Origin of the sequence: Lysinibacillus sp. CNPSo 3705 (genome assembly GCF_028674935.1) — a bacterium.
Lineage (GTDB): Bacteria > Bacillota > Bacilli > Bacillales_A > Planococcaceae > Lysinibacillus.
In genome coordinates, this window is record NZ_JAQZSD010000005.1 from 19,643 (window position 1) to 31,619 (window position 11,977).

Sequence of the window (11,977 nt, forward strand, 5' to 3'; positions counted from 1 at the left end):
AGTGAAAATATGGAGGGAATTATGAGCGATTCTATTAATTATAAAATATGGACTGTTTGTATGATTCAAAGTGAAGAGAAGGTGTTACTTCTGGATAGACAGCACGACAATTTTAAAGGATTTATCCCACCGGGTGGTAAAGTTGAGTTTCCTGAAAGTATTGTAGAGAGTGCTATCAGAGAAGTAAAAGAAGAAACTGGATTAGAAGTTAGAAACCTTACTTATAAAGGGCTTTATGAATATGTTAATCCAGTCGCTAAAGATAGATATATGATATTTAATTACATAACAAAGGATTTCGAGGGTGAACTCTTGGAAGATGCTCCAGAGGGGAAAGCTGTTTGGGTAGATATAGAAAGCGCTTATAAACTTCCCATGCAGACATCGATACGTAGAAGATTTCCTTTATTTTTTAAAGATGGAACATTTGAGATTCAAGTTGAATGGAACCACGAAGAAAATAAAGAAGGGAAAGTTACAATACGTAGCACATAAAAAAGTAAAAAATGACTTCCCACCAGATTTTATATGGACAAGTACGTTAAAAAGAGCACGCGAAACCGCCGAAACATTAGGAGCAGCTATTGGATGCCCAGTGCAATTGGAAGAAGAATTAATGGAGTTTAATAATGGTGTACAAGCTGGATTATCCTTTGAAGAAGCCAAAAAGTATCCAGAGCCAAAATTTTTTCATGACCGTTTTGAAAATGGAGAATCATTCATAGAATTTCGAATGAGGATTGAAACGATATTTTCTAAGATTGTGGCAAGAAATAAATATGAACGCATTGCGATTGTTGCTCATGGCGGGGTAATTAATAATATATTACGTTCTTTTTACCAAATGCCAATCAACATGGATTATTATTTTAAAATCGGAGATACAGGAATTAGTTTAATTGAACTTACTGATAAGGAAAAGATAATTCATTTTATAAATGATACGAATCATTTAGAGAATATATAGGATAACTTTCTTAATTGTTCAACTTTTTAAGAAAACACACTATTTAATAGAATCCCACCGTTAAATTTAAAACGGTGGGATTTTATAACGAAAATCAACGTCTACAGTATATTTTTAATCAACTTTTATTTCAACGCTATAGGAGGACATTTATTTGAGGACAGATATAGATAATTGGGAATCGATCACCGTAACAGAAATTTATAAGCTCTTTTCTAGTATTCCAATTAAATGGGGTATTGCAGGGGGATGGGCTTTAGATTTACATTTAGGCAAACAGTCAAGGGTACATGATGATATAGATGTAATAATACTTCGGGAGGAACAATTGACTGCCTATAATTATTTGTCAGGTGATTGGGTGTTATACAAAGCAGAGAATGGGAAACTTGTTCCTTGGCAAGAAGGCAAGTTTTTAAAAACGACAAATGATATCTGGGCTACTAAAAGCAGTAGTTCTCCATGGGCTTTTCAAATTATGTTAGTAGAAACAGAGCAACAATCCTGGATATACAGGAGAGAAAAATCTATTCGAAGAAGATTAGAGGAAATATTTTTAAGAACAGATGATGAGATACCTTATCTGAGACCCGAGATTCAACTCCTTTATAAAGGTGGTAGCTCAAAGATTAGAGAAAAAGATTTTAAAGATTTACAAACTATGCTGCCATATTTATTGCCTGAACAAAGGGATTGGTTAAAAACGTCTTTGAAAAGACAATTTCCAACTGGTCATTCGTGGCTTGATTATATATAAGTGTGAAATATTAAACGCTGAAATGTACAAAAATGCTTGTTTAACCAAGTACATTTTTGATTCCCTTTGTATATTACAACTATGGAGTGGTGAGCATGATAGCCTCGATCGGAAGCTAACCATTGATGTAGCATGCGAGTAGAGGCTCCGTGTCAAGTTGTAAATATTCACGAATTTGTATAGAAACGTAGTTAATCAGCGAATGTGTACATGATTATATGAGCAAAAATGTACATTGTTATTTTGACATTTACATTGAACCATACTCATTAGGGAACAAATCGCTAATTATACTCTGGCTGACCTTATAATACGCAGGGTGCTTTACTTGAAGACAGACCATTGAGCAGCTTGGACAGCTCTTTTTTTATTGTACTAACGGTGAAGATTAGTTGATATTTTAATATCCTTTTTTTAATAGTATTATGTAATGGTATAAATAAATATTTTTTAAGAGAATTAAAATTTTATTCAAAAAAAAGGATTTATCCTAAAAGGAGTGTTTTTATAAAAATATTAGGTTTATTTATAGGTATAGTACTTATCATAATAGGATTTTTTATAATTCCTATTGGCTTTATCCAATTAAAAGATGAATTAGGGGATTATAGTGATAAGCCAATTTATAAAAGAATTTTTGTTTATACTATTGAAATTTTTAGTTTCTTAAACCTTAGTAACTTCATTGGTTGGTTATTGGGTATAGGGTTTTTACTAGTTATTTCAGGTTTCTATTTTGTAATTTTATTTTTTTCTAAATTATAATACTATTTATGGAAATTAATTAGTAAAGGAAAGGAAAAGTTAAATCGTTTCCGCCCAAACATCTTAGAAGTGACGCTGGTGACATTACACTTTCAATCGCATAAATCACCACAACCGTAAACTACAATTAAAATAACAAAACCAATGACACAGATTGTAATAAAAATCATCCATACTTTCATTAGGGTAACTAAACAGCCTTTGCTATTTCTATAAATATAGAATCCTACGATATTCATCGTTAATACATATATTACAAATATTATTAATTTCACACTCAAATTTCTATCTCCTATTAATTAGAACCATACCCATGAATACCGTATATTTTATATATCTTACATGCAAAATTAATAGGATTCAATTTCTTATACTTATCGTAATGGTTCCATCCTTTAGTAACACCAGTAGCAAGGCTGGCTGGGACTTAGATCTCGAAAATAAGCGAAGTTATAATACTACTTGGGGATAATGGGGTTTACTGGTGATACGTTGTAGGAGGAGAAAAAATGAACCCAGTAGTTGTTATTGATGTAACTAAAGATAAAATAAAGTACAAGCTTTTAAGAGAATGGAAAGTCGTGTGTGGAAATTTTCTAATTATGCATAATCGTGAAGAGTTAGACAAGTTTATAGGATTTATAGGAGAGATTATGCCGAACAGGGAGTAGGCCAGTGTTGGTTTAGTTGAATATGGTTCTTTTAATTGGTGAATCTTTTTTATAAAAATTTCATACTTAGTTAGAACAATTGACACCATTTTAGTCATCGAATACTTCTTGAAGTGGGAGACTGCAACTGAATAAAAATAAATATCTATTGGATTACTGTTGACAATTCAATTGATAATGATTATCATTATCGTATAAAGAATATTCCTCGGCTACAATACAGTGTAGAGAGGATGAACTTTAGCTACTTTTCTCCAGAGGTTTGCTAGTTCATGATTACGAACCTGAAACCCCCCTTATATTTCAGGAACGTGAAAATTTCAGACGACTCACCTATGATAGGTAAGTCGTTTTTTTATGTACTTGAGCGGCTCGAAATCTAACAGATTTAAAAGACATAGATTGGTTATCAATTGAAGATTTAAGAATACTTAAAAGGGAGCAGTGGGCTCAAAGGTTTTAGCTAATGTTATTTTAATTTTTTTAAAATCTGAAAAACGTGACGCTTGTAATCAAACTACTTTTTTATCTAGATAAGTCTTCAAAAGTAATATCATAATGAGTTTGCTTCATTGCTTCATTAGAAAAAATCCATTTACTGATCCGTAAATGGATTTTTTCGTGCTTTCATAATGGACGTAATAAATGGGGCAAGCCCAAACAACTAAAACAGAAGTAGTGACCGACTAAGTGCAAGAGTGTTCGTGGTAACCTGAATCTGAAGGAAGCAGGCAGCAAATTTCAATTTCTATAATCATTGGGCTTGCAAAACATTCGCTCTTTGTATATATTGTATATAAAGTATATAAACAATATTCTAACTGGTTTGAATAACTTAATGAAAATGCACATGGGAGGAAAATGATATATGAAATGGAAACGTCTTATGCTCGCTGGATGGTCAACATTAGTTGCTAGTTTGTTCTTAGCGTCTCTTTCCGGTGAAGTTTCTGCACAGTTGTTCGACGCATCAAGATATTCTCAATATTTTATCCAAGGTCTTGTGATGAGCGGGCTAGTAGTGCCTATTATTTTGTATTTATATAAGCATGTTTATCGGATGATAGGAGTTAAACCTAAGGTGCCGGTATATTCTTGGAAAAGGCTAAATCACTTTATTACTGGGGTTCTCTTGGCAAGTGCACTGGCTTCATTGGGATTCATTATAGCCAGTCTTCAAGGGTGGATAGTCATTGAAGACTGGCATACACCTAATCAGTGGTTTGGTGCGCTACTAATCAATATTTTATTTGCTATTTTTTATGAAGCTTTGCCAGAGGAATTGGGATTGCGAGGTATGCTATATGATGTCTTACGTCATAGATTTGCCGCTTGGCTATCAGTATTATTTCAAACCTTACTCTTTGTATCTGTCTCTGTAGCGGTTACCCTGATTCAAGCGCTCGTTGGATTTACACCAGGAGTATCCATTAACATCTTTTATATCATATTAATTTTTTGCTTTGGAATTTGTTTGCAATTGCTCCGTTTGTGGACCGGAAGTCTCTGGACCTCGATTGGCTTTCACTTCACATACTTAGAAATCATGAGGTTTGCTATCTCTCCATATCAATATGGCGTACCACCAATCATAACCTACCACGAATCAGTGCCTGGAATCGGCCTCTTAATCTCTATTTGTATGATGATTATTGGGGGCATCATTGTATCACTCGTTATACTAGGTGCGAAGCGTTTTATATGGAAAAGTACATAATTTGAACCAAACGCTTCATAGATTAGTTGATTCAAATGTTTAATAATCGCAGCATAAAATAAAAAAGTCGATTCCATATTGTACTGGGAATCGACTTTTTAGTTGCATAGACTATTTTTTTTGGCTGAACGTCTAACTAAAGTGCAGAAGATATTTTGTTGTCTTTAATTCTATTCCTAAAATAGGAAACTCATTGTGTGCTTATTTTGCATCTTTTGTCCATTCTGAAACTTTATCTTCATTGTCTTTAATCCATTTTTTTGCGGCCTCTTTAGGATCAGCGCCTTTCATAATATCAAACATAACACTTTCAATATCTTCCGGAGTCCAGTGGAAGTTTTTAAGAACACTATACACGCCCGGATTATCTTCTTTCAATCCTTTACGTGCAAATGTCCCAATATATTCTTCGGCTCCGTATATACCTTTAGGATCGTCTAAATATTTTAAATCAAATGCGTTAAATTTCCAATGTGGAGACCAACCAGTAACGATGATTTCTTCTTTTTTCGCAATGGCTTGAGTAAGTGCTGCTGTCATTGCGCCTCCAGATGAGGTAACTACATTCCAGCCTTCAAGATTACTATATTCTTTATAAGCATTTTCCGTAGTTGCTGTCATATTTGCTCCTGGATCAATGCCAGTAATCGTTTTACCAGCTTCATCTGTTAAATCCTCGATAGAATTTACATCCATATAACTAGGAACAACTAAGCCAATTTTTGCACCTGAAAGGTTTTCTCCTAAATCTACTATTTTATCTTTGTACTTCTCAACTTGTGGGGCATGTGTTTGTGGTAACCAAGCTGACACCATACCGTCAACCTCTCCTTTTGCAAGAGCTTCCCACATAATTCCGTTATCTAGTGGTGTTAGTGTTACATCATATCCTAAATCCTCTAGAACTTGTCCTACTACGTTCGTAGAGGCAATTTCAGTATCCCACTCAACATAGGCTAAGTTCACTTCATTTTTTTCTTTATTTTTCGTGCCCTCACCATCTGAGCTACAAGCACTTAATACGAACATTAATGCTAAAGCCAATCCTATCTTCAAAAATTTACCGACTCTCATAAAATCTCCCTCTCTTTATTATAGGATGAGATATATTTAAATATTAACAAGTAACAACTTAAAGTTATCAGAAGGTTGTTACTTTTGTCAAATTGGCTTATTTTGTAAAATGAAAATCTTAAATGGAGATTCGAGATAGGGCAAGAAAAAAGTTCATGTTTAAGAGCCGTTGAATCTTTAATTTAAGGCTGTCGTAAGACTCACTTTAGATTTGAGAAAGGTAAATTCATTAATGTTTTAGTTGAACAGAAATTAAAAGACTTGAACGGAGATGATTTTTTCCATGAATACATCGGCTATTGTGCAAACACAAAATCTTACCAAAAAGTATGGATCTATCCATTTAGTAAATAAAGTAGATCTTTATGTTCAGGAAGGAGAGATTTATGGATTTTTGGGCCCGAATGGTGCTGGAAAAACAACAACGCTAAAAATGCTACTCGGACTCATTAAGCCTTCTGAAGCGACAATCCATATATTTGGGGAAAGTTTAAACAAACGTCGGTCATCCATTTTACAACGTACGGGATCCTTGATCGAATCTCCTATGTTAGAAATACAAAAAGCCATTGAAAATGTCAATGTCGTAATAGAGTCATCTAATCAGTCGAATGATATAGCAAAGAGCATTTCAAAAACTTTACAAGAAATACAGCATGTAGCAAAGTCATTCGTTGAAACCGTAAATAAGCACTCCGTTCAAAACATAGATGAACAAAAATTTTATTCCTTCATATCCTATGTGAGAATGGATTTTACGTTATTGAGGAGGAAAAGAATGCATTGGATAGCCATCATTCTTATTGGGATAGCTGCCAACTTAGATAATTTAGGAATTGGTCTCGCCTATGGTATTAAGCGAGTGAAAATACCCATATTATCCAATGCGGTAATTGCTCTAATTTCAATGATCGTCACATACGCTGCAGTAACAGCTGGAAGCGTAGTTATTAATTTTATCTCTCCGGATTTCGCAAATTTAATAGGGAGTCTTTTACTTTGTGCGATTGGGATATGGACTTTATTATCTAGTCGCTTTTCTAAACAAGGAATATTGGGAAATCCTGAAGTATTTGATGAGGATAAAAATTATATAATTTCAATTCGAGAAGCAATGACGCTCGGCTTTGTCTTATCAGCCAACTGTTTAGCAGGAGGAATAGCACTTGGGGCCAATGGTATTTCTGCGATATGGACAGTTATTTCTATCGGTGTCTTTTCGTTCATCACAGTAGGAGCTGGGGTTCATTTTGGAGTCTTACTGACAAAGACTTTTATTGGAAAACACTCAACCGCTATTTCAGGGTGGCTACTTATTCTTATAGCGATTATTGAAATAGTTTCTTAAATATACTAGCTGTCTAGTTGGGATGAATAAATAGAAAAGGGCATTTTAATTAAAAATATAGGAAATATCACATATTATTTACGTGATATTTCTTTTTTTGAAGGTAATTTGACATATTGAGGACGAATTTGGTTTCGTTATTGACATACACTGGCATAAACGATTATTCTTGGTAATGAGGGTATAAATGAGAATGATTTTCGTTTTCAATAAATTACTTTCAATTATTTTTCAGAGGAGGCGTACAACACATGAAGAAATTAATGATGTTCGTCATGCTTGCAACTTTCTTTGTTTGTAACTTTGCGTTACCACAAGCATCTGCTCAACTAGCTGACGGTACACATTCGATAAAATATCAGGTCAATAAACCTGAGAGCAACTCTGTATCCATTGCCAATGATTATTTTTTAAAACCAGCAAAGGTCACATTGAAAAATGGGACAGCTACTGTTCAAATTACATTAAAAAATAGTGCATGGATCACAAAATTCCAACCGCCTGGTGGAGCAACTGTAGTAAGCGAAGATAAAGCAGCAGATACTCGTACTGTACAATTTACAGTTAAAGATTTAACGAAACCTGTTATAACTTCTATGAAAATTGATATTGACGATATTAGTTATCACCATGAATACAGCGTTTCATTAGTATTTGATGCAGCAACTGGAGGAAGCACTACTACAGCATCTGATTCGAAAACTACTAATGCACCAACAAATTCTTCTGAAAGTCATGTGCCGAATCCACAAACAAGTGATGTTACACCGTATTTATTAATTGTGGCATTAGTTGGATCAGCATTTTTACTTTATAGAAAAAAAATACAAACAAAAACGGAGGGTCAATAATGGCTAAAAAACAACAATCACGTGCAACAAAAATAGTACTAGCTTCATTGCTAGCAGCATCGCTTTCAGCACCATCATTTGCATCTGCAAAGGTAGCTGAAGTAACGACTACAAATACTGAAGTAAAAGTAGGGGCAATTAAATCAGAAAATGTTGATACTGTAGTAGATTTCCACATCTTTAAGCCTGGTACAACAGAACCCCAACCTGCAATTAGCGCTCATCTTGTTACAACAGGCACAATCGTTGAGAAGGATGGAAAATTTGAGGCAAAATTAACGGTAGCAGCAAAATCTGCTCCAATGATCGCAGGTTTACAAACAAAGCAAGGTGATAAGTTAGTAGATGCTACTGAAGTTAAAAATGCAAATGGCACAATTACATACAGTTTCCCAGTTGTAGCTGGTGAAGTATTACAAGCGAAAATTCACGTTGTCGTAGCTTCAGCTAATATGGACAAGTGGTATGATTTTGATTTAAAAGTAGTAGAAAATACTACGGAAGAAAACAGTAAATCTGAAGAGATTAAAGAAGACGTTAAAGTAAATGAAGTGGCTGTCACTGTTTACAAAAACGGTACTTCTGAAGAATCTATTATGAAGCAATATATTCAACCAAAAGTAGGCGTATCAGTAGTAGATGGTAAAAACGTAGTTACTATGACATTCCCTCAAGGTCAATATGTTAAAGGATTCAAAGTGGAGGGAAAAGAAGCAACTTTAGTAAGTCAAGACGATACAACAAATACTAGTAAGTACTCATTTGAAGTGGCAGACTTAAAGAAACTTGTAAATGCTCAGCTACATATTGTTGTGAATGAGCCAGAAAAAGGCGTGAACTATGATTCAAACCATCAAGTACAATTTAGCTTTGCTGTCGAAGGCGCAGTGAAACCAGTAGTGAATCCGTTTAAAGATATTAGTAATGACGGTAATAAAGAGGCAATCTTAGCATTATACAGTAAGGGAATTGTTAAGGGGCAAGATAATTTTAAACCATATGACAATATTACACGCTCTCAATTTGCGTTAATGATTGCACGTTCATTAAACTTATCTTCTACAACAAATGCTGGCTTTAAAGATACAGCGAAACTTGATACAGAACGTGTACAAGCAATCAATGCCTTAGCTGAGGCTAGAATAGTCGTAAAGGCAGAGAACTTTAATCCAAATGGAACACTTACTCGACAACAAGCAGCAGTGATGATTTACCGTGCAGTAGCACATGTTGCAGGAAAAGAAATGAATTACGGTGATCCAAGCTTATCTTATTATGCTGATGGTGCAACTGTTACAAGTGAAGAAGCAAAAAAAGCCTTTGCGTTCCTATATGCAGGTAAAATCATGACTGGATCTGTAAATGCGAATGGCAAAACTGTTATTAATGCAAGCAGTCCATTAAAACGCACACAAATGGCAAAAATTTTAAATGGCTCATTACAATACATGAATAAATAGTACGGTTACAGCCACAGCCACTTCCTTTCTCACATATTTGAGGAAGGAAGTTACTGTGCTCTTAAAGAGTTTGGAGGAATTTACAAGTGATTAGCAATAGAAAAATAGTTCAAGTATTCGTTTTGAGTACTTTTTTACTGATGCTTTTCCCTCCGTGGCTTCAGGCAAAAGCTGAAGAATCTGTATTAGAAAATGGGAGCTACCAAGTTGAACTAAGTTTTTCATCTCTAGATGGAGGGAAAGACAATATTTTTAGCGAAATGGCGACGATTGATGTAAAGAACGGTCAATTTAGCTTAAATTTGGCTATAAAGAAGCCATTGCGTATAAGAGATTTACATATCGAACAGCAGGAAAATGAGCTTTCGTCAAACGTTCAGACTGAAAGTTTAGTTCAATTTGATGTCAAGGATTTACATCGGCCTCTTATCATTAAAGGTGAGGTAGCATTTTCATCCTCTGAGGAATATGTCCCTTTTTCCAAGGAGCTTCAATTACAGTTAACAACCCTTTCAACAATTGTGCAAAAGGATGAGGAAGTTATTCCAAAAAACGAAATTGACGACTCTATTTCACAAGAAATCTATGATAAGGAATGGTCAATGAATTACGTATTATTAGTAGATGGAAAAAACGAACAATCCATTATGAATACATATGTAAACCCTGTTGCAGAAATAAAAGAAAAAAACGGCAAATATTATGCTCACATGACAATTTTAAAATCTAATTGGATAACAGGCTTAACTGTAGATCAACAAGGAAAACAGGTAGAGCCGAAGTTTATTTCACTTGTAAACAATGCTAGAGTTGTTGAATTTGAAATTAATAATTTTGAAAAGCCAATACGAATGTGGGTTAAAGTTGATATACCTGAGATGTCTTATCATCATCAATATTTCGTAAATCTAAAATTTGATCAACAGCAAGTAGCGCAGTTTTTAAGCAAGCCCACTGTAATAGCACCCTCTACACAAGTAGCTAGTGAAGAGCAACCTGTTATTGTTAAAGAGAAAGTCAAAAAGGCACCAGTGGAAACACAACAGGAGCCTGTAAAGCCGACTCAGTTCTCACGGCCACTGCCATCATTCCAGTCAACTGTAACTGTGCCTAAGGAAGAGCGGTTAGCATTTGATCGTACACTTGACGCACCTATTGAAGATAAAGACGACGCCGAGAAAGCTGATGTTAAAGAGGAGACTATTGAAAAAGTTGCGAAGGATTCAAAAGTCGATCAGCAGCTTGCTCAGCTGAATATTGTGAAGATAGTGTTGCTAGTAGTAATTTGTATTTTATCGGGCTGGTCACTCGTTCGCCGTTTTAAAAATGCAAAAAAAGATGCGACTGAACAGAAATAAATAGGAGATGACTTTATGCAAAAGAATTGGAAATGTTGGTTGCTCATAATGGCGATGATGTCATTACTTTTGGTAGTCGTCGGCTGCAGTAATGGAAGTAAGCAAGAAAAGACAGAGACACCAACGGGAAAAGCACAGCCATCAACTGAAGCAACTGATGCGAATGAACATCGTATTATTGCAGGAACGGTTGTTATTGCAGATATTCTAGATAAGCTTGAGTTGGACGCTATAGCAGTGCCTGAAACAGAAAAAACATTAGCAAAACGTTTCGATAAACTGCCTACGATCGGTAATGCAATGGAGCCAGATATGGAGATTGTTAAATCATTAAATCCAACTGATGTGTTATCAGTTTCAACGTTAGAGTATGATTTACAAGATAAATTCGAGCAGTTAAAAATTCCGGTTAATTTTTTAAACTTTCAAAGTGTTGATGCCATGCTTTCCGAGATTAAAACACTTGGCGAACGCTATAATCGCGTAGAACAAGCCGAGAAGCTAGTGAATGGATTACAAAAAGGTATTGATGCTGTACAAACAGTTGCAAAGAACAAAGAGGGGCCTCGTGTATTAATCTTACTTGGTATTCCAGGAAGTTATTTAGTTGCAACTGAAAATTCCTATGCGGGAGACCTTGTGAAACGTGCGGGCGGTATTAATGTAATGGAAGGGCAGGACGCTGAATACTTATCTTCGAATACCGAGTACTTGCATAATAGTAACCCTGATATTATTTTACGACTATCACACGGTATGCCAGATGAAGTTGTAAAAATGTTTGATGAGGAATTTAAAACGAATGATATTTGGAAGCATTTTAACGCAGTGAAAAACGGCAAAGTATATGATTTGGAGGAAGAATTATTCGGTACTACAGCTTCTTTACAAGTGCCACAGGCTTTAGGACAGCTAATGGAAATCTTCTATCGTAAATAAAACAAGCAAAGCCTTGCTTTTCTATTATTTCTATTAAGCCTTATGCCGAGGCATAATTGGAGAAGTTGTG

General features: G+C 34.9%; 10 protein-coding genes and 1 pseudogene. 10 read left to right on the forward strand and 1 reads right to left on the reverse strand.

Annotation, left to right across the window (positions count from 1 at the left end):
• Positions 1-21: 21 nt before the first annotated feature.
• From PVA17_RS03035 to PVA17_RS03055, 5 genes and pseudogenes are all read left to right on the forward strand, one after another.
• Positions 22-495, forward strand: coding sequence for an 8-oxo-dGTP diphosphatase (locus PVA17_RS03035; protein ID WP_132363869.1), 474 nt, complete (start codon positions 22-24; stop codon positions 493-495).
• Positions 494-967: pseudogene (locus PVA17_RS03040) on the forward strand (histidine phosphatase family protein); the annotation flags it as partial. The gene PVA17_RS03035 and the pseudogene PVA17_RS03040, both read left to right, overlap by 2 nt.
• 154 nt (positions 968-1,121) lie before the next feature.
• Entirely contained in the window at positions 1,122-1,724 is a 603-nt protein-coding gene (locus PVA17_RS03045) for a nucleotidyltransferase domain-containing protein (protein ID WP_274066845.1), read from the forward strand.
• A 1,274-nt stretch (positions 1,725-2,998) separates the two neighbouring features.
• Entirely contained in the window at positions 2,999-3,160 is a 162-nt protein-coding gene (locus tag PVA17_RS03050) for a hypothetical protein (RefSeq protein ID WP_274066846.1), read from the forward strand.
• Between the two features lie 868 nt (positions 3,161-4,028).
• Entirely contained in the window at positions 4,029-4,877 is an 849-nt protein-coding gene (locus tag PVA17_RS03055; protein ID WP_274066847.1) for a CPBP family intramembrane glutamic endopeptidase, read from the forward strand.
• Positions 4,878-5,078: 201 nt separating this feature from the next.
• On the opposite strand, the gene PVA17_RS03060 is transcribed toward PVA17_RS03055, so the two are convergent.
• Positions 5,079-5,951 carry a glycine betaine ABC transporter substrate-binding protein gene (locus tag PVA17_RS03060; protein WP_274066848.1) on the reverse strand — a complete coding sequence of 291 codons (873 nt, stop codon included), beginning with the start codon at positions 5,949-5,951 and terminating at the stop codon, positions 5,079-5,081.
• Between the two features lie 283 nt (positions 5,952-6,234).
• Here PVA17_RS03060 and PVA17_RS03065 point away from each other — a divergent pair, with 283 nt between their 5' ends.
• From PVA17_RS03065 to isdE, 5 genes are all read left to right on the forward strand, one after another.
• Complete coding sequence (locus PVA17_RS03065; protein ID WP_274066849.1) at positions 6,235-7,299, forward strand: ATP-binding cassette domain-containing protein; 1,065 nt, start codon at positions 6,235-6,237, stop codon at positions 7,297-7,299.
• A 251-nt stretch (positions 7,300-7,550) separates the two neighbouring features.
• A complete protein-coding gene (gene isdC / locus PVA17_RS03070; RefSeq protein ID WP_274066850.1) occupies positions 7,551-8,150 on the forward strand; it encodes a heme uptake protein IsdC in 600 nt (199 codons plus the stop codon).
• Complete coding sequence (locus tag PVA17_RS03075; RefSeq protein ID WP_274066851.1) at positions 8,150-9,610, forward strand: NEAT domain-containing protein; 1,461 nt, start codon at positions 8,150-8,152, stop codon at positions 9,608-9,610. The genes isdC and PVA17_RS03075 overlap by 1 nt, the downstream gene beginning before the upstream one ends.
• Before the next feature lie 86 nt (positions 9,611-9,696).
• Positions 9,697-10,968, forward strand: a complete 1,272-nt coding sequence (locus PVA17_RS03080; protein WP_274066852.1) for an NEAT domain-containing protein — start codon at positions 9,697-9,699, stop codon at positions 10,966-10,968.
• 15 nt (positions 10,969-10,983) lie between these two features.
• Entirely contained in the window at positions 10,984-11,907 is a 924-nt protein-coding gene (gene isdE / locus PVA17_RS03085; protein WP_274066853.1) for a heme ABC transporter substrate-binding protein IsdE, read from the forward strand.
• Positions 11,908-11,977: the final 70 nt, after the last annotated feature.

Excerpts from the sequence above, each read along its gene's own strand:
- PVA17_RS03055 (WP_274066847.1), top strand. The coding sequence starts at position 4,029 with ATGAAATGGAAACGTCTTATGCTCGCTGGATGGTCAACATTAGTTGCT.
- PVA17_RS03060 (WP_274066848.1), bottom strand. The coding sequence starts at position 5,951 with ATGAGAGTCGGTAAATTTTTGAAGATAGGATTGGCTTTAGCATTAATG.
- PVA17_RS03035 (WP_132363869.1), top strand. The coding sequence starts at position 22 with ATGAGCGATTCTATTAATTATAAAATATGGACTGTTTGTATGATTCAA.
- isdC (WP_274066850.1), top strand. The coding sequence starts at position 7,551 with ATGAAGAAATTAATGATGTTCGTCATGCTTGCAACTTTCTTTGTTTGT.
- PVA17_RS03075 (WP_274066851.1), top strand. The coding sequence starts at position 8,150 with ATGGCTAAAAAACAACAATCACGTGCAACAAAAATAGTACTAGCTTCA.
- PVA17_RS03065 (WP_274066849.1), top strand. The coding sequence starts at position 6,235 with ATGAATACATCGGCTATTGTGCAAACACAAAATCTTACCAAAAAGTAT.
- PVA17_RS03050 (WP_274066846.1), top strand. The coding sequence starts at position 2,999 with ATGAACCCAGTAGTTGTTATTGATGTAACTAAAGATAAAATAAAGTAC.
- isdE (WP_274066853.1), top strand. The coding sequence starts at position 10,984 with ATGCAAAAGAATTGGAAATGTTGGTTGCTCATAATGGCGATGATGTCA.